Source organism: Micromonospora sonchi (assembly GCF_014646235.1).
Classification (GTDB): domain Bacteria; phylum Actinomycetota; class Actinomycetes; order Mycobacteriales; family Micromonosporaceae; genus Micromonospora; species Micromonospora sonchi.
The window spans coordinates 46,175-65,900 of sequence record NZ_BMNB01000035.1 but is presented as its reverse complement, the minus strand read 5'-3'; the positions used below and the strand labels follow the sequence as shown (position 1 = coordinate 65,900).

The 19,726-nt window shown below is 71.6% G+C and carries 19 protein-coding genes and 1 pseudogene; 9 read left to right on the top strand and 11 right to left on the bottom strand.

The features are described 5' to 3' along the window. Positions 1-120, top strand: a pseudogene (locus tag IEY61_RS26750) (C39 family peptidase); the annotation flags it as partial. Between the two features lie 194 nt (positions 121-314). Here the strand turns inward: IEY61_RS26750 and IEY61_RS26745 are convergent. Next, positions 315-671, bottom strand: coding sequence for a VOC family protein (locus IEY61_RS26745; protein ID WP_189049205.1), 357 nt, complete (start codon positions 669-671; stop codon positions 315-317). A gap of 159 nt (positions 672-830) precedes the next feature. Between IEY61_RS26745 and IEY61_RS26740 the strand changes: the two genes are divergently transcribed. Next, positions 831-3,635 (top strand): aconitate hydratase, encoded by a 2,805-nt coding sequence (locus IEY61_RS26740; protein WP_189049203.1) that lies wholly within the window; start codon positions 831-833, stop codon positions 3,633-3,635. 84 nt (positions 3,636-3,719) lie between these two features. Here IEY61_RS26740 and IEY61_RS26735 read toward each other — a convergent pair whose 3' ends face one another. The 7 genes from IEY61_RS26735 to IEY61_RS26705 form a co-directional block, all read right to left on the bottom strand. Further along, on the bottom strand, positions 3,720-4,322 hold the full coding sequence (locus tag IEY61_RS26735) for a GTP-binding protein (protein WP_189049201.1): 603 nt from the start codon (positions 4,320-4,322) through the stop codon (positions 3,720-3,722). Then, complete coding sequence (locus IEY61_RS26730) at positions 4,303-4,689, bottom strand: DUF742 domain-containing protein (protein WP_189049199.1); 387 nt, start codon at positions 4,687-4,689, stop codon at positions 4,303-4,305. The genes IEY61_RS26735 and IEY61_RS26730 overlap by 20 nt, the downstream gene beginning before the upstream one ends. A gap of 5 nt (positions 4,690-4,694) precedes the next feature. After that, positions 4,695-5,111, bottom strand: coding sequence for a roadblock/LC7 domain-containing protein (locus IEY61_RS26725; RefSeq protein WP_189049197.1), 417 nt, complete (start codon positions 5,109-5,111; stop codon positions 4,695-4,697). A gap of 84 nt (positions 5,112-5,195) precedes the next feature. Next, positions 5,196-7,838 carry a nitrate- and nitrite sensing domain-containing protein gene (locus IEY61_RS26720; RefSeq protein WP_189049195.1) on the bottom strand — a complete coding sequence of 881 codons (2,643 nt, stop codon included), beginning with the start codon at positions 7,836-7,838 and terminating at the stop codon, positions 5,196-5,198. A gap of 96 nt (positions 7,839-7,934) precedes the next feature. Beyond that, entirely contained in the window at positions 7,935-9,566 is a 1,632-nt protein-coding gene (locus tag IEY61_RS26715; protein ID WP_229706463.1) for a prenyltransferase/squalene oxidase repeat-containing protein, read from the bottom strand. After that, positions 9,563-10,465 (bottom strand): terpene synthase family protein, encoded by a 903-nt coding sequence (locus IEY61_RS26710; protein WP_229706462.1) that lies wholly within the window; start codon positions 10,463-10,465, stop codon positions 9,563-9,565. Before IEY61_RS26710 ends, IEY61_RS26715 begins: the two co-directional genes overlap by 4 nt. Further along, a complete protein-coding gene (locus tag IEY61_RS26705) occupies positions 10,462-11,805 on the bottom strand; it encodes a cytochrome P450 (protein WP_373293222.1) in 1,344 nt (447 codons plus the stop codon). Before IEY61_RS26705 ends, IEY61_RS26710 begins: the two co-directional genes overlap by 4 nt. Before the next feature lie 478 nt (positions 11,806-12,283). Between IEY61_RS26705 and IEY61_RS26700 the strand changes: the two genes are divergently transcribed. Beyond that, positions 12,284-12,532 carry a DUF2630 family protein gene (locus tag IEY61_RS26700; protein WP_189049190.1) on the top strand — a complete coding sequence of 83 codons (249 nt, stop codon included), beginning with the start codon at positions 12,284-12,286 and terminating at the stop codon, positions 12,530-12,532. A 60-nt stretch (positions 12,533-12,592) separates the two neighbouring features. Here IEY61_RS26700 and IEY61_RS26695 read toward each other — a convergent pair whose 3' ends face one another. Further along, positions 12,593-13,237 (bottom strand): HAD family hydrolase, encoded by a 645-nt coding sequence (locus IEY61_RS26695; protein WP_189049188.1) that lies wholly within the window; start codon positions 13,235-13,237, stop codon positions 12,593-12,595. Between the two features lie 150 nt (positions 13,238-13,387). Here IEY61_RS26695 and IEY61_RS26690 point away from each other — a divergent pair, with 150 nt between their 5' ends. The 6 genes from IEY61_RS26690 (at position 13,388) to mug (ending at position 17,768) form a co-directional block, all read left to right on the top strand. Continuing rightward, a complete protein-coding gene (locus tag IEY61_RS26690; RefSeq protein WP_189049186.1) occupies positions 13,388-13,960 on the top strand; it encodes a TetR/AcrR family transcriptional regulator in 573 nt (190 codons plus the stop codon). Between the two features lie 90 nt (positions 13,961-14,050). Next, positions 14,051-14,986 (top strand): TIGR04222 domain-containing membrane protein, encoded by a 936-nt coding sequence (locus IEY61_RS26685; protein WP_189049184.1) that lies wholly within the window; start codon positions 14,051-14,053, stop codon positions 14,984-14,986. Further along, positions 14,983-15,801, top strand: a complete 819-nt coding sequence (locus tag IEY61_RS26680; protein WP_189049182.1) for an MbnB/TglH/ChrH family RiPP precursor modification enzyme — start codon at positions 14,983-14,985, stop codon at positions 15,799-15,801. The genes IEY61_RS26685 and IEY61_RS26680 overlap by 4 nt, the downstream gene beginning before the upstream one ends. Next, positions 15,798-16,271, top strand: coding sequence for an SCO6045 C-terminal-like domain-containing protein (locus IEY61_RS26675; RefSeq protein ID WP_189049180.1), 474 nt, complete (start codon positions 15,798-15,800; stop codon positions 16,269-16,271). Before IEY61_RS26680 ends, IEY61_RS26675 begins: the two co-directional genes overlap by 4 nt. 145 nt (positions 16,272-16,416) lie before the next feature. After that, positions 16,417-17,178, top strand: coding sequence for an SDR family oxidoreductase (locus IEY61_RS26670; protein ID WP_189049178.1), 762 nt, complete (start codon positions 16,417-16,419; stop codon positions 17,176-17,178). A 38-nt stretch (positions 17,179-17,216) separates the two neighbouring features. Next, the gene (gene mug, locus IEY61_RS26665; protein WP_189049176.1) at positions 17,217-17,768 is read left to right on the top strand and encodes a G/U mismatch-specific DNA glycosylase; all 552 of its coding nucleotides are present in this window, start codon (positions 17,217-17,219) and stop codon (positions 17,766-17,768) included. Positions 17,769-17,792: 24 nt separating this feature from the next. Here mug and IEY61_RS26660 read toward each other — a convergent pair whose 3' ends face one another. Together IEY61_RS26660 and IEY61_RS26655 are read right to left on the bottom strand one after the other, a co-directional pair. Further along, positions 17,793-18,995 (bottom strand): FAD-dependent oxidoreductase, encoded by a 1,203-nt coding sequence (locus tag IEY61_RS26660; RefSeq protein WP_189049174.1) that lies wholly within the window; start codon positions 18,993-18,995, stop codon positions 17,793-17,795. Beyond that, a complete protein-coding gene (locus tag IEY61_RS26655; RefSeq protein ID WP_189049172.1) occupies positions 18,992-19,651 on the bottom strand; it encodes a PadR family transcriptional regulator in 660 nt (219 codons plus the stop codon). Before IEY61_RS26655 ends, IEY61_RS26660 begins: the two co-directional genes overlap by 4 nt. Positions 19,652-19,726 lie beyond the last annotated feature (75 nt).

The following is a 19,726-nucleotide window of genomic DNA, read 5'->3' as shown; positions in this document are numbered from 1 at the left end:
GACAACGGCGACACCGTCACCATCGCCGACTCCGCCGACCCCACCCAGGCCACCTACCAGATGAACACCGACACCCTCGCCAACTGGATCGCCACCCGCGGCTACTCCGCCACCAGCTGACGATCCACCCCAACGACAAGGGCCGACCCCAACACGGGGTCGGCCCTTCGTCGTCCCCACCCGCGCTCGCCGCGCTCTCCGCGAGGAGGCGGCAACATCGGGGATGTTGCTGTGTCAGGCCACGACGAGGCAGCAACATCCCCGATGTTGTCGCCTTCGGGCGTGCCGCCCGCCACCGCGGCGGTGGGGTGGGGTCAGGTTGCGGGGGCGAGGAACTCCAGGCGGTTGCCGTGGACGTCCTGGGTGTGGAAGCGACGCAACCCCGGCAGTTCGTCGTCGCCCCAGGTGACCGGATATCCGGCGGCGGTCAGCCGGGTGGCGAGGGCATCGAGGTCGGGCCACAGCAGGGCGGGGTGCGCCTTGCGGGCTGGACGGAAGTCGTCCTCCACGCCTAGGTGCAGTTCGGCGCCGTACCCACTGAACCAGCAACCACCGCGAGCCGCGAGGGCCGGCGGCTTGGGTTTTTCGGCCAGGCCGAGCAGGCCGACGTAGAAGGCCCGTGAGACAGCCTCGGATCCTCGCGGGCAGGCAAGCTGAACGTGATGGATCATGAATTGAACCCCCCGTCCACACGATGGCATCGAGTTGACCTGATAGCAAGACGGACGTACGGTTTTGTTGATAGCGAGAATCGCCGGTAAGTGTCGCCTAAGCACGGCGGCGCTCCGCCCGGTGCGACAGACTGCTCAGGACTACTCACGGTCGCTGGTGTGAAGGAGTACGACGTGGCGAGCCTCGACACCTTCGGTGCGAAGACCCAGCTACGCGTCGGAGACGCGAGCTACGAGATTTTCAAGATTGACAAGGTGGAGGGCCACGAACGGCTCCCCTACAGCCTGAAGATCCTGCTGGAGAACCTGCTGCGGACCGAGGACGGCGCGAACATCACCGCCGACCACATCCGCCAGCTCGGTGCCTGGGATCCGGCCGCGGACCCGAACGTCGAGATCCAGTTCACCCCGGCCCGGGTGCTGATGCAGGACTTCACCGGCGTACCGTGCGTGGTCGACCTGGCCACCATGCGGGAGGCCGTTCGCGACCTCGGCGGCGATCCGACCAAGGTGAACCCGCTCGCCCCCGCCGAGCTGGTCATCGACCACTCGGTCATCGCCGACCTGTTCGGCCGTCAGGACGCCTTCGAGCGCAACGTCGAGCTGGAGTACCAGCGCAACAAGGAGCGCTACCAGTTCCTGCGCTGGGGGCAGAGCGCCTTCAACGAGTTCAAGGTGGTGCCGCCCGGCACCGGCATCGTGCACCAGGTCAACATCGAGTACCTGGCCCGCACCGTGATGGAGCGCGGCGGCCAGGCCTACCCGGACACTGTGGTCGGCACCGACTCGCACACCACGATGGTCAACGGCCTGGGCGTGCTCGGCTGGGGCGTCGGCGGCATCGAGGCCGAGGCCGCCATGCTGGGTCAGCCGGTCAGCATGCTGATCCCCCGGGTGGTGGGCTTCAAGCTCTCCGGCGAGATGCCGGCCGGCACCACCGCCACCGACCTGGTGCTCACCATCACCGAGATGCTGCGCAAGCACGGCGTGGTCGGCAAGTTCGTCGAGTTCTACGGCCCCGGTGTAAGCGCGGTGCCGCTGGCCAACCGGGCCACCATCGGCAACATGTCGCCGGAGTACGGCTCCACCGTCGCGATCTTCCCGATCGACGCCGAGACGGTCCGCTACCTGGAGCTGACCGGGCGTGACCCGCAGCAGGTCGCGCTGGTCGAGGCGTACGCGAAGGAGCAGGGTCTCTGGCACGACCCGTCCGCCGAGCCGGAGTACTCCGAGCGCCTGGAGCTCGACCTGGCCACCATCGAGCCCTCGCTCGCCGGGCCGAAGCGCCCGCAGGACCGGGTGCCGCTGGGCAACGCGAAGACGCTGTTCCGCGCTGCGCTCCCGGACTATGTCCAAGGCAAGCGGAAGCCGGTCAAGGGGCCGGCGGACGTCGCCAGCGCCCTGTCGTTCCCGGCCAGCGACCCGCCCGCCAATGAGATAAACGACCCGATCGACCGGCCGCGCGGGCTGATGTCGGCGGCAACCGGAGCCAAGGGCCGACCCAGCGATCCCGTCCACGTGGTCGGCGAGGACGGCACCGGGTACGAGCTGGACCACGGGGCGGTGGTGATCGCCGCCATCACCTCCTGCACCAACACCTCCAACCCGCAGGTCATGATCGGCGCGGCGCTGCTCGCCCGGAACGCGGTGGACAAGGGCCTGAACCGCAAGCCGTGGGTGAAGACCACCCTCGCGCCCGGCTCGAAGGTCGTGATGGACTACTACGAGCGGGCGGGCCTCACGCCGTACCTGGAGAAGCTCGGCTTCCACCTGGTCGGCTACGGCTGCACCACCTGCATCGGCAACTCCGGGCCGCTGCCGGAGGCGGTCTCCGCCGCGGTGGACGAGGCCGACCTCGCCGTGGTGTCGGTGCTTTCTGGCAACCGCAACTTCGAGGGCCGGATCAACCCGGACGTGAAGATGAACTACCTGGCGTCGCCGCCGCTGGTGGTCGCGTACGCCCTCGCCGGCACGATGGACATCGACCTGGCCAACGAGCCGATCGGCGAGGACAGCGAGGGTAAGCCGGTGTTCCTGCGGGACATCTGGCCGAGCACCGCCGAGATTCAGGACGTCATCGCCTCGGCGATCGGCGCCACCGGCTTCAGCTCCGCGTACGCCGACGTCTTCGCCGGCGACGAGCGCTGGCAGTCCCTGCCCACGCCGACCGGGGACACCTTCGCCTGGGACAGCGAGTCCACCTACGTCCGCAAGCCCCCGTACTTCGAGGGCATGGGGCAGCAGCCGACGCCGGTGGCCGACATCGCCGGTGCGCGTGTGCTGGCCAAGCTGGGCGACTCGGTGACCACCGACCACATCTCCCCGGCCGGCTCCATCAAGGCCGACTCCCCCGCTGGGACGTACCTGGCCGGGCACGGCGTGCCGCGGCACGAATTCAACTCGTACGGCTCCCGGCGGGGCAACCACGAGGTGATGATCCGGGGCACCTTCGCCAACATCCGGCTGCGCAACCATCTGGTCCCGGGGGTGGAGGGCGGCTTCACGGTCAACCACCTGACCGGCGAGCAGACCTCGATCTACGACGCCTCGATGGCATACCAGCAGGCGGAAATCCCGCTGGTCATCCTGGCCGGCCAGGAGTACGGCTCCGGCTCGTCGCGGGACTGGGCGGCCAAGGGCACCATGCTGCTCGGTGTGAAGGCGGTCATCGCCGAGTCGTACGAGCGGATCCACCGCTCCAACCTCATCGGCATGGGTGTGCTGCCCCTGCAGTTCCCGGCCGGCGAGAACGCCGACTCGCTGGGGCTGACCGGCACCGAGACGTTCACCATCACCGGGGTGACCGCGCTCAACGACGGCTCGACCCCGCGCACCGTGCGGGTCACCACCGACAGCGGGGTGGAGTTCGACGCGGTGGTGCGCATCGACACCCCGGGTGAGGCGGAGTACTACCGGCACGGCGGCATCCTGCAGTACGTGCTGCGGCGCATGATCGTCAGCTGACGTACCAGGAGCGAAGGGCTCCTTCCCGCGCCGGTGCGGGAAGGAGCCCTTCGACGTTGGGTGGGACCGTGCCGGTCCCGGTCGTCAGTCGACGCTGCGGCGGGCGTCCCGGACCTTCATGGCGTGCTCCACCAGGGTGATGAGCACCTCCTTGGCCGAGCTCCGGCTGCGGGCGTCGCAGAGCAGCACCGGCACCTCCGGGTCGAGATTCAGTGCGGCCTGCACCTCGTCGAGCCGGTACTCTCGCGCCCCCTCGAAGCAGTTCACCGCGACCAGGAACGGAGTGCCCCGTCCCTCGAAGTAGTCGATGGAGGGGAAACAGTCGGCCAGCCGGCGAGTGTCCGCCAGCACCACGGCGCCGATCGCGCCGAGCGACAACTCGTCCCAGACGAACCAGAACCGATCCTGCCCCGGGGTCCCGAAGAGATACAGCACCAGATCGTCACTGATGGTGATCCGACCGAAGTCCATCGCCACGGTCGTGGTCTGCTTGGCCTCGACGCCGGACAGATCGTCGATGCCCACCCCTGATTCGGTGAGCACCTCCTCGGTCCGCAACGGACGGGTCTCACTGACCGCGCCGACCATCGTGGTCTTGCCCACCCCGAAGCCGCCCGCGACCAGAATCTTGATCGCCGTGGGCAGTGTGGCCGCTCCCGGCGGCCGCTCAGAGTGCCCGTAGTCCATTGATAACCGCCTCGAAAATGCTGTGGTCGGGAATGCCGACGGTGCTCTGCGGCTCCCGAATCTGTACCAGGCTGCGCGCCACCAGGTCACCAAGCAGGACCCGTACGGTGCCCACCGGCAGGTCCAGATGTGCCGCGATCTCGGCGACGGACTGCATCCGCTGACACAGTCCGACGATCGCCAGATGTTCCGGGCCGAGACCGATCTCCGGAGACACGTCCTTGCGGGTCGCCGTCACCAGGGAGATCAGGTCGAACGTGCCGGTGACCGGGCGGGCCCGGCCGCCGGTCACCGCGTACGGACGGACCACCGGACCAGCATGGTCGTCAACCCACTGGTGCTCGGCGGATTCTCCCTGAAGTGTCATACGCCTTACTTCTCCCCGTTGTCCGCTGATCGGGTCGGTGACGCGACGTGCTTGCCGACCCGGGTCACCAGCATGGCCATCTCGTACGCGATCAGCCCCACATCGGCGTCCTCACTGGCCAGGACCGCGAGGCAGGCGTTGCGACCGGCGGCTGTGACGAACAGGAAGGACGACTGCATCTCGATGATTGTCTGCTGCACCTGGCCACCGCCGAACCGCTTGCCCGCGCCGCGGGCCAGGCTCTGGATGCCGGCCGCCATCGCCGCCAGGTGCTCGCCGTCGTCGCGGCTGAGCCCCTGCGAGGAGGCCATCAGCAGGCCGTCTGCGGACAGCGCGACCGCGTGCTCGGCCTGCTTGACCCGGCCGACCAGATCATCCAGCAACCACGTCAGGTCGGCACTCGAAGCCGTCTTCTGCGCCACTTCGTCGTCCTCTTCTCCCCCGGCTCATCGCCGTGCTCATCTGGGCCTGACCGGCGGCCGTGCGGATCGCCGCCCGATTGACCCTCAGGTCGCCTGTTGGTCGGCGCCGTCGGACTCGTTCCCGCCAGCCGGCTGACCGCTACCGCCGAGCAACCGCGCGGCGTCGGTGCGTCCACGCCGGGTGCCCGTCTGGTACGAACTCATCATGCGCCGCACTTGTTCGGGTTCGCGGATGACGTCCTCGTCCTCCTCCAGGGTCTCCGGATCGGCCCGCAGCGCCGGCGCCAGGCTCGCCTGCCGGATGCGGACCGGCAGACCCGACTCGGTGCGGTCCGGTTCGGCCTCCACCTCGGCGGCACCGCCCGGCTCCGGTGCCACCACGGGTCCCGGCGCGACCGTGGGCGCCGCGCCGCCCGGTTCCGGTGCCCCCACGTGCCCCGGCGGCGAGGCGGCCGGTTGGCCGTCGGTGGGCTCTGGCAGCCGGTGCGGCGTCCACAGGCCGCCCTCGGCCTTCGGCGAGGTGACCGGCAGCCCGATCGGAAGGGTCGGCCCGTCCAGTGCGGAGTGACCTCCCGGCCGGCGCCGGGACCGGGTCGGCAGGCCGGAGCCGTCGGCGGCACCGAGGTTGATCTCGACGGCCGCATCCTTGCCGGGCTCGGCCGCGGCCTCCTCGGCCCCGGCCGGACGGGATGCGGGCGGCGCTCCCGGCGCGGCGAGGGCCACCGGCGCGGCCGGGCTCTCGGCCCCGGCGGCCTTGGCCGGACCGGCCACGGCAGCCCCGGCGGCCTTGGCCGGACCGGCCACGGCAGGCGCCTCGGTCCGCGTGCCGATCGGAGCGCCTGCCTCAGCACCGTCCACAATGATCAGTTCGGTCGGGACCAGCACCACTGCCTTGGTGCCGCCGTACGCGGACTCCTGGAGCCGTACGCGTACCCCGTGCCGGTCGGTCAGCCGGCTCACCACGTAGAGGCCGAGCCGGGACGCGTCGGCGAGGTTCAGCTCGGAGCGATCCACGATGCGGTGGTTGGCGGCGGCCAGATCCTCCTCGGTCATCCCCAGGCCACGGTCCTCGATTTCGATGGCGAAGCCGTTGGCGACGAGTTGCCCGCGCACCTCCACGGTGGTGTGCGGCGGGGAGAAGGAGAGCCCGTTCTCGATCAACTCGGCGAGGAGGTGGATGACGTCGCCGACCGCCCGTCCGGCCAGCGACACGCCGGTGATCGGCAGCACCTGGACGCGGGTGTAATCCTCGACCTCACCGACAGCGCCACGGATCACGTCCACCATCGGCACGCTACGCCGCCAGGCCCGGCCCGGGGTCGAGCCGGAGAGCACGATCAGGTTCTCGGCGTTACGCCGCATCCGGGTGGCCAGGTGGTCGACCCGGAACAGGTCCTCCAGTTCCTCCGCGTCCTGCTCCCGCCGCTCCATCGCGTCGAGCAGGGTGAGCTGGCGATGCACCAGGGCCTGGGTGCGCCGGGCCAGGCTGAGGAACACGTCCCGGACCGCCCGGCGCAGCTCGGCCTGCTCCACGGCCGTCCGGACCGCGGTCTCCTGCACCACGTTGAAGGCCTTGCCCACCTGGCCGATCTCGTCGTCACCGAACTCCAGCGGTGGCGCCTCCTTGCTGATGTCCACCTGCTCACCGCGGCCGAGCCGGTCCACCACGCTCGGCAGCCGCTCGTTGGCGAGCTGGAAGGCGGCGTCGCGCAGCCGCTGCAACTGTTGGACCAGGGCCCGCGCGGTGGTGACCGAGACGATCACCGAGGCGATGACCGCGAGCAGACCGAGACCGGCGGCCAGCACCAGCCGGACGATGACCCCGACCGCGACCGGGGCGGCGCTCTTGACGATCTCGTCGCCGCCGGCCAGCACCACATCGGCGATCTCGACCATGGCCGCACCCATGGCCTCGGCCCAGTCCTGGCTGTCGAACGGCAGCCGCGAAGTGGTCGAGCCGACCATGACCTTGTCTTCCAGCTCCGCCAGCCGCCGGAAGTTCGGGCCCGCGATCATCTGCGCGTAGCGTTGCTGGTCGACGTCGGGCAACCGGACGACCGCCTGCTCCGCGAGGAACTGACGGGCACCCACGACCCGGGTGAACTCCGCCCGCTCGGCGGTGGTGATCCGGCCGGCGGCCAGCACGCCGGCGAGCATGGCGTCCTGCTGGGACAGCAGCTCGCGAGCCCGGTTGAGCCGGATCAGCTCAGCGGTGTTCTCGGCGACCTCGTCGTCGTCGAGGTTGCCGAGTTCGTCGTACACCTGGTAAATCGACTCGATCACCTCGGTGAACGCCGCGCCAGCCTCGCTACGGCCGATGTTGTGTTTGTCGACGGCGACCCGGGTGTCGCGCAGCCCGTCGAGGCCATGTTGCAGCAGCGCGATGCGTTCGTGCAGATCCTTGCTGCCGAGCAGGCGGACCTGCCAGCTGTCGACCGACTCGGCGAACTCCGCCGCCAACTGGTCCGTACGCTGCCGCAACTGCGTCAGCTCGCTCCGCAGCGCATCGTCCGGGCGTCCCAGGTAGACCACCGAGCTCCGCCGCTCCGACTGAAGTTGAAGCAGCAGCGGCTCGGTGGGATCGAACACCCGGACGTCGTAGACCTGCACCGCGAGCAGGTTGACTCCGTCTCGGACGGTGACCCAGGCCGTGAAGGCCCAGAGCGCCACCAGCGAGGCCAACAGAGCCACGACCTTGGTACGCAGATTCGAACTGCGGGAACCCATTACACCGTCCCTGGCCCTGAACAAGTTGATCTGTCAGTCAGCAGGCGCGTCACGCGCACCGACCCCGGCGCACGCTAACAGCGTCACCGCACCAACTCAAGCGGTCGTGATCATGCCCTGGTCAGCTCCATGGTGGACTGGGACGAATGTGTCACCGCGCGGCGGATCGGTCACCGCGAGCGCCATTTGTCGGGCCGCGAGCACCGCCGCCCGGACGATCAGCACCGGGGTGTAGAGATCCTTGTCATGCCACAGTGATGGGTGCTCGGTCTGCTCGATGCACAATGGCTCCAGTGCCCGGCGGACCGCTTCCCGAACTCGCGGCCGAATCGGCCGGCGCACACCGAGCAGCACCTGCACCGCGTACGCGGTTTCCTCGACGGTGCTCGACCAACGGCCCCAGCCACCGTCGTCGCGCTGGGTGTCCAGCACCCACTCCACGGCACGGTCGACGGCCGCATCGGCAACCTCGGACGGCGCGTAAGCGGCCAGGGCGAGGACCGCGCAGGACGTGGCGTAGTAGGGCGAGGCGTGCCAGCGGTCCGCCCACCGCCCGTCCGGCCGTTGGACGTCGCGCAGCCAGCCGGCGATCCGGGTCACCCGGGCGGCGTACCGCTCGGCACCGTCCCGGGTGTGCCGGGCGTGCCAGCCCAGCGCCTCCAGCACGTGCGCGTTCGTGGTGATCGAGTCCCCGTCCTCCCCCTGCCAGGTGCAGAAGTGGCTGCCCAGGTCGTAGTGGAGCAGGCTGACCGGATCCACCGGGTGCCCCAGCCGGGCGAGGGCGTACAGGGTCGCCGAGGTGGTGTCGGCGTCGGCCGGCAGCCCCGGGCCGGTCGCCGCGCCCTCCGGGCCGAGCGCGGCGGCCAGCTCCGCCACCAGCCCGGGCACCGGAGCGACCAGCCCCACCCGGCTGAGCGTGGCGAGGGTCCAGGACCGCTCGAAGGTCGTGATCGGGGTGCAGCAGGGCACCGGACCGCCGTGCCGAGCCACCACGGCATCGAGGTACGCCCGCGCGGCGCGCGGCGCGCCGCCCCGCTGACCGAGCCAGGCCGCGGTGGCCGCCGGAGAAGCGCCCACGGCACCGTCGATCGGGGCGACCTCGGTACGCCCGGCGGCGGCCGGACCGAGCACCTCGTAGGCGTGCCAGAGCTTGCTGGGCACCGGGCGACCGGTGGCGAGCAGTGTGCTGACCCCGTCGAGTCGGCGCCGATCCACCGGGGGCAGCACCCGGGGGGCACCCGGCAGGGGCGGATGGCCCGCGTCGTCCAGGTGGGCCAGGTGCGCGCCGATCCGGGTGGTCAGGGCCGGCACGATCAGGTCGGCCGCCGGGGTGTCCGGCATGGGCCCGCCGTCGGCGAGCCGCCGGTCCAGCGCCGCCAGACCACGCGCGGCAGCGGGAACGAGTGCGGAACGAGCCGGACCGGCCCGGCTGGACGGTTCGGCTCGGACCAGTTCGGCGAACAGCGCCTCCACCGCGCTCGCCGTGGGCACCAACGCGTACCCGCCGGTCGGGCCCCAGCTGCCGTCGTCGCCCTGCCGCCGGAGCAGGTATGCCAGCCGCTCTGGGTGCCCGCTGAGCCAGGGAGCGTCGGCGACGAGCCGGCCGGTCTCGTAGACCGAGCTGCTCACCTGCCCGTGTGGTTCCCGCTCCAGCAGGGCGAGCAGCTCGCCCACGGCGCCGGCCAGCGCGGGCCCCTGCCCGGCGCGGGCCACGATCGCGGCGGTCACGACACGCCCCAGAAGTCGGTGGACTGGTAGAAGCCGCTGCTGAAGCCGAGCTGGCGGGCCAGGTAGTTCGCCTCCACCGGGCAGCTGCCGTGCAGCGGCTCCAGCATCCGCCGGGCCTGTGCCACCAGCTCGACGATCCGCCGCTCGACGTCGACACGTGGCACCAGCAACAGCGCGTTGAGGTCTCCCCAACGTAGGTCGCGCTCATACGTAGCGACGTCGTTGACCAGTCGTAGGATCCGCTGCACCTGGTCGCTGGTGGCGAGCAGCGCGTCGAGGTGACGCAGCGTGGCCGCGTCGTCGGAGTGCATCCAGTGCACCACGTTGACCACGGTGGAGGCCAGGTTCGCCGAGTTGTCCACGTAGTCGTCGAGGCTGGGCAGCCGGCCCGGGTTCTGCTTCCAGCTCCACTCCCGGGCCATGGCGGCGAGCACCTTGCGGCTCTCCTCGCGCCAGCACTCACGGTATGCGGCGAAGGCCGGCGCCGCGGCGAGTTCGTCGCGCATCTCGGCGGTGAAGGCGCCCAGCAGGTCTCCCTCCTCCGGCGCGTCGCCGTCGATCACGGCGAGGCAGCGGGCGGTCAGCCCGTCGATCTCGTCGCGCGATCGGGCCTCGTGGTCGATCAGCCAGTCGACCGCGAACGCCCACAGCACCGCCCGGTTGGTGAGCCGCAGCTGGGCGAGTTCGCGCCAGGGCGCGTTGAAGGCGACGGTCATGGCCACGGTCGAGAACAGCGCCGCGTCGAACGGCCGGCCCGGAAAGAGATCCGGATGTGATGCGGCGATCCCCGCCAGATCACGCTGCCCCTTCGCGGCGAGGGCGCAGATCCGCCCCTGCTCGGCGGCTGCGCTCATCTGGTCGTCGCCGATGCCCGGCGAGATACCGGTCAACGCGTTCACGCCGCAACGCCCTGCACTCGTCGCAGGGTCACCTCGACCCGGTCGAGGGGGCGCAACGCGGCGGCCACCTTGATGCCGGGCACGACGTTTCGACACAGCCGGAGCCGGAACCGACTCAGCAAAGTGGCCACGATCAGTGTCGCCTCCAGATAGAACAGGTGCATTCCGATGCACTGGTGGGGACCGCCCCCGAACGGGAAGTGCGCGTACTTGGGCCGGCTGCGGACCAGCTCCGGGCTGAACCGGTCGGGGTCGAAGACCTCGGGCCGGTCCCAGAACTGCGACATCCGCTGGGTGATCATCGGGCTGCCCACCAGGGTGGCGCCGGCCGGTATCCGGACTCCGCCGATCACGTCCTCCTCGACCGCCATCCGGGGGAAGAGCCAGCCGACCGGATAGAGCCGCAGCAGTTCGTCGAGCACCTGCCGGGTGTAGCGCAGCTCGCGCAGGTGCTCGCGGCGTACCGGCTGGTCCCCGACCACCTGGTCGAGCTCCTCGTAGAGCCGGGCGGCGATCGCCGGGTTCTGCTCGATGTGCGGCCAGAGCCAGGTGAGCACGCTGATCGTGGTCTCGGTGGTGGTGGCGACCATCGCCACCGTGTCGTTGCGCACCTGGCGCTCGTCGAGTCGGCCGCCGTCCTCGGTGCGCCCTCGCCACAGCGTGGAGATGATGTCGTCGGCGTCGACGTCATCGTCTGCGGTGGCCCGCGCCGCCCGGATCGTCGGCAGCAGCAGGTCGTCGATGAGCTGCACGGCGCGCCGGAACGTCCGGTCGCCGGGCATGGGCGCGGCCAGCGGCGCCCACGGCACGAGGATCCGGGGCATCACCGACCAGGCGATGGCGTCCTGCGCTTGCATGATCCGCATCGCATCCGGCACGGTGATCTTGTCGGCGAAGAAGATCCGCATGGTCGCCGAACAGACGATCTGGGCCTGCACCTTGCCCATGTCCACCGGCCGGCCGGTCCGCGCCGGCTCCTCCAGCTCGCCGATGGCCTCCTCGATCGCCACCGCGAGACGGTCGACCAGCCCGTCGATGCGCCGGGCCGTGAACAGCGGCTGCAGGATGTGGCGGCTGTTCGTCCAGTGTTCACCGTCGCCGAGAATGCCCTCGCCGAACAGCCGCTTCAGTGGCCGCCACTGTAGACCGTCGCCGCCTCGGACGTAGTTGTCGGACTTCTCGCGCAGCACCCGCTGAAGATGGTCGGGGTGGGTGATCAGGTAGGGGCGCAACGAACCGAGGTTGAGCTTCACCACCTCGCCTCCGGACCGCTCGCCGAACTCGACCAGGGCGCGGGCTGGATCACGCATCAGGCTCGGCACCGTGTGCCGGAAGGGTATGGATCCCGCACGTCTGGTTTGGACGGACATGTGGTTGTTGCTCCCGCCTGCGATGGCCCCAGGGGTAGGGGGCATCACTCTTCGAAATGCCACGGTCGCAATGAGCATGACACCGCGATGGCGCTCCTCACTAGTCGCGTGACGAGAAATCTTCATGGTCGACATTCCCGCCGTCCACAACGGAAGGCCGGCGCAAACCAGCCTCGCGGGCCCCGCCGGAGCAGGCACGAGATCGCCAGATGCCACGTTGTTCCTGGTCAAGGACGGAATCGAGACGTACGCCGGGCAGGCCGGCGGCAGCCCAGGCCGGCCCGGCGACGGCTCCCCTGCCACAGCACCGGTGATCTTGATCATGCCCGGTGACCGTTCACCCGGCGGGAACGCGACCAGCAGCGCCACGGAAGCGTCCCCGCCAACCCGGTGGCCTGGCCGGAAGGAATCCGGGCGCCGCCCGCCTCGCTGTGCCAGGCTCAGGGATATGGACGACAAGACCATCCTGAGCCGGATCTCGGATCTGGTCGACGAGGAACATCGACTGCGCGCGACGGCGCAGGCCAACGAGGTCGGCACCGACGACGAGGCCCGCAACCGGTTGCGCGATCTGGAGGAGTCCCTGGACCAGTGCTGGGATCTGCTCCGCCGCCGCCGGGCCGCCCGCCAGGCCCACGGCGACCCCGACGCGCAGGGCGCCCGACCGGTGCCGGAGGTCGAGCGCTACCTGCAGTGAGGAACCGACGGCCCGCGACCGTGCCGTGCCGCTCGCCGACCCCCCCAGACCCGGGCCTGGTCACGCCCTCATGATCACGGCGATGGCGGCGATCACGGTGTCCACCGTCGCGGTGGGCGCGAACCGGACGTCCGTCCACGGTCGGCCCCGGTGCAGCCAGACGCTGGGCAGGCCGACCGCGGTGGCGCCACCGATGTCGGCCTCCGGACCGTCACCGATCACCCAGGCACCGCGCAGCGGCATCCGGGCCCGTTGAGCGGCCAACGCGAAGATCCGGGGATTGGGCTTGCTGACCCCGGCCTCCTCGGAAATCACCCAGTCGGCGATGTACCGGTCCAGCCCGGTGCGGCGGATCTTGGTGTCCTGCTGGCGCACCGCGCCGTTGGTCACCACCACCGGCGTCCAGCCGGCGTCGTCGGCGATCCGCAACGCGCAGGCGACCAGCGGATCGAGCCGGGTGAACTCGACCACCCCGTCGTGCAGCGCCTCGACCAGATCGATGGAGGGAATCCGGAGGCGATAGCGGTCCCGAATGGCGTCCGCGACGTCCCAGCGGTCGGTCAGCCCGTCGGCATCGATGGACAACAGCCAGTCGACGTCGTCCGGCGGCGCGCCGATGCTGTCCAGAAAACGCTCTGCCCAGGCGCGGAACGGCCCGGCCCGGTCGAGCAGGGTGTTGTCCAGGTCCAGCAGGAGCAGCGGCACTCGGGCACCTTACGGGAATCGGGCACTCCGCCGACAGGGCCGGGTGTTACCCGTTCGGATCGGTCCGTCACCGGACGCCCTGGCCCCGTCGCCACTCCCAAGCCGTACGTACGGTTTGCATCACCCCTGGTGAGCTGACACGATCGGGACGTGCCCAGAGTCAGTCAGGACCAGCTCGACGCCCGCCGGCAGGAGATCCTCGCCGCCGCCCGGGCCTGCTTCGCCCGGCACGGCTACGAAGGTGCCACGGTACGCCGCCTGGAGGAGGCGACCAGGCTGTCGCGAGGCGCCATTTTCCACCACTTCCGGGACAAGGACTCCCTCTTCCTGGCCGTCGCCGAGGACGACGCGGCGGCGATGGTGGAGACCGTGGCCCGCAACGGCCTGGTCCAGGTGATGCGTGACCTGCTCGCCCGGGCGGTCTCCCCGGACACCACCGGTTGGTTGGGTAGCCAGCTGGAGGTGTCGCGGCGGTTGCGTACCGACCCGGCCTTCGCCAAGCGCTGGGCCGAACGCTCGGCCGCCATCGCCGAGGCGACCCAGGAGCGGCTGGTCCGCCAGCGGGAGGCCGGCGTGCTCCGCGAGGACGTACCGATCGACGTGCTGACCAGCTTCCTCGAGCTCGCCTACGACGGCCTGGTGCTGCACCTGGCCATGGGTCGACCGGCCGGCGACCTCGGCCCGGTGCTCGATCTGGTCGAGGAGGCCGTGCGGCGCAGGTAACGGCCAGGTAACTGAGCCACCTCGGGCGAGCATCCCTTGGCGTGGCCGCTCACAATGAAGCCGCGTTCCCTCGCGCGACAGGAGCAGACCATGACGGCTCTCGCTGCAGACTTCGACACCTGGGGCGTTCCCAGCAGCACCTTCCTCGCGTTCTACCTGGCGGCGACAGTGCTGTTCGTGGCCGGCGTACTGATCCACCGCCGGGCCCTGCTGGCGGGCTGGTCCGCACCCCCGCCCGACCAGCTCAATCCCCAACAGGTCGCCTACCTCAACGGCCGGGAGGAGCTCGCGGTCTGGGCCTCCCTCGCCACCCTGCGCAGCCAGGGCGTGATCGGGGTGGACGCGAACCGCCGGCTGACCGTCGGCGGACCGCTGCCGCCCGCGGCGAGCCAGCTCGACCGGGCCGTCCACTACGCGGCGACGCAGGGTGCCTACGGCCGCGACCTGCGCCGCACCGAGTGGGTCGACCGCGCGCTCACCGAACTGCGCGACGGGTTGGAACGGCACGGCCTGCTGGTCGGCCAGACCCGGCGGGCAGCCCTACGACTCGGCCCGCTGCTGCTGGTCGCGTTGCTGCTGCTCGGCCTCTTCCGGATCGTCGCGGGGTTGGCCAACGGCCGTCCGGTCTGGTACCTGGTGCTCATCGTGTGCGGGCTCGCGGTGCTCACCACCGTGCTGTTCGTCCGGATGCCCTGGCGCACCCGGGCGGCCGACACCGCGCTGGGCACCCTACGCACGCGCCATCGGCACCTGTCCCCCGCGTCGAATCCGGCGTACGCCATCTACGGGGCTGCCGGGGTGGCGATGGCGATGGGGCTCTACGGCACCGCGTCGCTCTGGGCGATGGATCCCGCCTTCGCCGAGCAGGCCGACATCCACCTGCGAGCGAAGGACGCCGGCTACGGCGGCACGACCAGCGGTACAGGCGGCTGCGGAAACAGTTGCAGCGGTGGCGGTGGTGGTGGCGACGGAGGCGGCGGAGGCTGCGGCGGGGGCGGCGGCTGCGGCGGAGGGTGCGGCGGATGACCGGCCCGGACGGGGTGGGCATCGGCTGGCGGCCGGAGATCGCCGGCTTCGTCGCCGAGCTGCCCGGGTTGCGCTTCGTCGAGGTCATCGCCGAAGCGGTGCCGGTGGCGGGCCCGCCACCGGACGGGCTGACCGAGCTGCGGGAGCGCGGCGTGGCCGTCGTACCGCACGGGGTGCGGCTCTCCCTCGGCGGCGCGGAACCGGTCGAGCCGGCCCGGGTGGCCCACCTTGCGGCGGTCGCCGACCTCGTCGCGGCCCCACTGGTCAGCGAGCACATCGCCTTCGTGCGCGCCGGCGGCCTGGAAGCGGGGCACCTGCTGCCGCTGCCGCGCACCCGGGAAGCCGTCGACGTGGTCTGCGCCAACGTGGCGCGGGCGCAGGCGGAACTGCCGGTGCCGCTCGCGCTGGAGCCGATCGCGGCGCTGTTCGACTGGCCGGACGACGAACTCGACGAGGCGGCGTTCCTGACCGAGATCCTGGACCGCACCGGCGCGCTGCTGCTGCTCGACATTGCCAACGTGTACGCCAACGCCCGCAACCGGGGCACCGACCCGGTCGCGCTGCTGGACGGCCTGCCGTTGGAGCGGATCGCGTACCTGCACATCGCCGGTGGCGCCGAGCAGGGCGGCTTCTACCACGACACGCACACCGACCCGGTCCCGGCGGCGGTGCTGGACCTGCTCGCCGAGCTGTGTTCCCGGCACCGCCCACCGGCGGTGCTGCTGGAGCGCGACGGACACTACCCGCCCGCCGCCGACCTGCGCGCCGAACTGGACGCCGTGGCCCACGCCGCGGGCTTCCCAGTGGTGACGTGACCGCCGCCGACCCCCGCGGCGGCGCCCCCGCCGCGCCCGGTTCACTGGCCGACCGGCAGGCGCGGCTGGTGGCGGCGTTGGTGGCGGGCGCCGCGCCGCCACCAGGCTTCGCGCCGGCCCCGCTGGCCGCCGCCCGCGCCGCACTGCTGCGCAAACGCGCCGGCGAGGTCGCCCGGCACTGGCCGTTACTCGCCGCCGGGCTCGGCGCGCGTTGGTCCGCGACGTTCGCCGAGTGGGCAGCGGACCGGCCCACCGGTGGCGGGCTGCGCGACGGCTGGGATCTGGCCCGCACGCTGCGCACTCGCGGAACGCTACCGCCGCTCGGTGCTCGAGAGCTGGCCGTACGGGAGGCGCTCTTCCGCTACGACGGCCAGCGCCCACCACGCCGCCGCCGGCTTCCCGCCGTCACCACCCTCGCCATCCAGCTCGCCGCCCGCCTGCGGCTGGTGAAAGGAAGGGCCCCTTTTTAACGCCTCGTGTATAGGAAGGGCCCCTTATTAACACACCCGCACCCGCACCGCACACCGCGCACCCGCACCGCCGGGCACCGGGCGCCGCGCACCGGCTGGCGGGCCGGAGATGCCGGGGCGGATCGGTTGCGGGAGGATCGACGGCATGGATCTCGGACTGACCGACCGGGTGTACGTACTCACCGGCGCCTCCCGTGGCCTCGGCTACGCCACCGCGCAGTGCCTGGTGGCCGACGGAGCGCGGGTGGTCCTGTCCGCCCGGCGCGACGACGCGGTGGCCGCCGCCACGGCCGGCCTCGGCGGGCCGGAGCGGGCCATCGGCATCACCGGCGACCTGGCCGACCCGGCCACGCCCGAACGGCTGGTCGACGCCGCCCGACGCCACTTCGGTCGGCTCGACGGCGCGCTCGTCTCGGTCGGCGGGCCACCGCCCGGCAGCGCCGCCTCGGTCGACGACCAACAGTGGCGGCAGTCCTTCGAGACGGTCTTCCTGGGCAGCGTACGCGCGGTGCGCACCGTCGCCACCGCGCTGCCCGACGGCGGCGCGATCGCGCTGGTGCTCTCCACCTCGGCGCGTGGCCCGGTGCCCGGGCTGGGCATCTCCAACGGGCTGCGCCCCGGCCTGGCCGGCGTCGCCAAGGACGTCGCCGACGAGTACGGCCCACGCGGCGTACGGGTGGTCGGGCTGCTGCCGGGGCGGATCATGACCGACCGCAACCGGGAGCTGTTCGCCGCCACCGGTGATCCCGAACGGGCGCAGGCCGAAGCGGAGGCCGGCATCCCGCTGCGCCGCATCGGCGACCCGGCCGAGTTCGGGCGGGTGGCCGCCTTCGTGCTCTCCCCCGCGGCGAGCTACCTCACCGGGGTCACCGTCCCGGTGGACGGTGGCGCGTTGCGCGGCCTGTGACGGCCGCGCCTGGCGGCGACGACGGGCACGCCGGCCGGGTGAACCCGCGGCCCAGCCGGGAGGAGTTGGCGGCGGCCGCCGACCGGACCCTGCCGGACGTCATCGCCCCCGGGCTGGACGTGCTCTTCGTCGGGATCAACCCGGGGCTGTGGTCGGCGGCGACCGGCTGGCACTTCGCCCGCCCCGGCAACCGGTTCTGGCCGGCGCTGCACCGGGGCGGATTCACCCCGCGTCTGCTGCACCCCAGCGAGCAGGACGAGCTGCCCGGGCCGGGGCTCGGCATCACCAATCTGGTCGACCGGGCCAGCGCCCGCGCGGACGAGCTGACCCCCGCCGAGCTGGTCACCGGCGCGCAGACGTTGGCCACCAAGGTGGCCCGGCATCGGCCCCGCTGGGTGGCGGTGGTCGGGGTGACCGCGTACCGGATCGGGTTCGCCCGGCCGAAGGCGGGCTTCGGCCCGCAGCCGGAGCCGCTGGCCGGCGCCCGGCTCTGGGTGCTGCCCAATCCCAGCGGCCTGAACGCGCATTTCACGCCGCAGACCCTCGGGGCCGCCTTCGCCGAGCTACGCCAGGCCACCCTTCCGGGATGAAGCCCGAAGGTGCGTACGCCGGACTCAGGCCGGCTGCTCCGTGGCGGCCGAGGCCGCCCAGTCGATCGCGTAGCGCTGCTCGGGGCCGAGGGTCTTCTCCGGCCTCATCGCGACCTTCATCAGCAGCCGCATCATCACCGGCATGACCACCCGCCCGACCGGTCCGGGTGCCTTGGCGTGGTTGATCCGGGCCGCGCGGGCGGCGATGCCCTCGACCCGGGCCCGGCGCAGCCGCTCGTACGCCGCGAAGGCCGCCGGTACGTCCGGCAGGTCACGCAGGCAGCGGGCGAGTTGCATGGCGCTCTCGATGGCCAGCGACGCCCCCTGCCCGGAACTGTTGGACGGCGCGTGCACCGCGTCGCCGACCAGCACCATCCGGCCCCGGTGCCAGTGCGGCACCGGAGGCATGATGTGCAGCGATCCGGAGATCCGCAACTCGTCGGGGTCGCTGGTACGGATCAGCGCGGCACCGGGATCGTCGTCGCCGTAGACGGCCCGCAGCCGGTGCAGCCATTCGGCGGAGGGCACCGCCCTCGCCTCGGCCAGGCTCATCGGCCGGTCCTGCGGCAGGTTGGCGCCCCAGCGGGTGCCGCCGCCCGGCTCCGGCCAGTAGAGGTAGTACCCGCGCCGACCGAAGGTGAAGGTCATCGTGCCCGGCTCGGCCGCCACGGTGTGCTCCGCCACCGACTCGAACCCGAGCACGCCGGTGTACCGCGGCCCCGGCGACTGCGGATCGATCAGCGCGCGCACCGTGGAGTGCACCCCGTCGGCTCCGATGAGGATGTCCGCGCTGGTGGTGCTCCCGTCGGCGAACTCGGCGGTGACCCCGGTCGCGGTTTCCCGCGCGGCAACCAGCCGCTTGCCGTACGCGATGGGAACGCCCTCGGCGACCGCCCGCTCATGCAGCACCCGGTGCAGGGCGTTGCGGTGCACCACGCGCAGCGGCGGGACGCCGGTCAGGACGGGCAGGTCGATACGGTTGGCGCCGATCGCCAGCACGCTGCGGTGGATCGGCGTCCCGATGTCGGTCACCAGCTCGTCCGCGCCCACGATCCGCAGGGCCGCGACGCCGTTGGGTGCCAGCGCCAGTGTGCCGCCGATGCCGTCGGCGGTGCTCGGGTACGCCTCGTACACGGTGGCCGCGATGCCCGCCCTGTGCAGCGCGAGCGCCGTGACCGGGCCGGCGATCCCGCCGCCGATGATGATCGCTGTCCGTATGTCGGTCATTGGTCCCCTCCGCTGGGCCTGCTGGTCCTTTCCGCGAGATCTGCCACCTCGACCGGGATCTCCCCGGTCTCGTGGAACGCCCGCCACTGGTCGAGCCCGGGGAAGGTGCCCGAGTCGAAGTCGGCGAGGACCGTACGGATCCAGGCCGCCTCGGCTTCCCGAAGCGCCAGGTCGTACTCGGACTCGATCAGGAACAGCCGGGGCACTCCGGTGGAGTGCTCGGCCAGCGCGGACCGGCCCTCGGTGATGTTCTCGACCACCTGGCTCAGTCGCTGTCGCAACAGGTCGGCGGCCTCGTCCGGATGCAGCGCGGCCAGGACCGACAGGCCGGCCCGGAACTGCGGGTACTCGGCCATCGGGGTGGCGAGCAGCTCACGGGCCCAGTCGACCAGCTCGGCCCGGCCGGCTTCGGTGATCCGGTAGACCGTCCGTTCGGGACGCCGGCCGGCGCGTGCGCTCTCCACCGCGGTGATGAAGCCGTGCTTGTCGAGGTTGCCGACGACCGTGTAGAGCGATCCCCACTTGATCGGCACGTCCTGGTCCTTGCCCCAGCCACGCAACGCCGAGGCGATCTCGTAGGGGTGCATCGGTCGGTGCGCCAGAACGGAGAGCACGGCCAGTGCCATCAGGTTGCCGACCTTGCGTCGCTTGGCCATCCCGACATCTCCTCGCGCCCGAGTACTCGCAGACGAGTGTACGCCTACGAGCAACCATCAGGCCAGCGATTCATG

Excerpts from the sequence above, each read along its gene's own strand:
- IEY61_RS26745 (WP_189049205.1), bottom strand. The coding sequence starts at position 671 with ATGATCCATCACGTTCAGCTTGCCTGCCCGCGAGGATCCGAGGCTGTC.
- IEY61_RS26735 (WP_189049201.1), bottom strand. The coding sequence starts at position 4,322 with ATGGACTACGGGCACTCTGAGCGGCCGCCGGGAGCGGCCACACTGCCC.
- IEY61_RS26730 (WP_189049199.1), bottom strand. The coding sequence starts at position 4,689 with ATGACACTTCAGGGAGAATCCGCCGAGCACCAGTGGGTTGACGACCAT.
- IEY61_RS26720 (WP_189049195.1), bottom strand. The coding sequence starts at position 7,838 with ATGGGTTCCCGCAGTTCGAATCTGCGTACCAAGGTCGTGGCTCTGTTG.
- IEY61_RS26700 (WP_189049190.1), top strand. The coding sequence starts at position 12,284 with ATGGACGACAAGACCATCCTGAGCCGGATCTCGGATCTGGTCGACGAG.
- IEY61_RS26685 (WP_189049184.1), top strand. The coding sequence starts at position 14,051 with ATGACGGCTCTCGCTGCAGACTTCGACACCTGGGGCGTTCCCAGCAGC.
- IEY61_RS26680 (WP_189049182.1), top strand. The coding sequence starts at position 14,983 with ATGACCGGCCCGGACGGGGTGGGCATCGGCTGGCGGCCGGAGATCGCC.
- IEY61_RS26670 (WP_189049178.1), top strand. The coding sequence starts at position 16,417 with ATGGATCTCGGACTGACCGACCGGGTGTACGTACTCACCGGCGCCTCC.
- IEY61_RS26660 (WP_189049174.1), bottom strand. The coding sequence starts at position 18,995 with ATGACCGACATACGGACAGCGATCATCATCGGCGGCGGGATCGCCGGC.
- IEY61_RS26655 (WP_189049172.1), bottom strand. The coding sequence starts at position 19,651 with ATGGCCAAGCGACGCAAGGTCGGCAACCTGATGGCACTGGCCGTGCTC.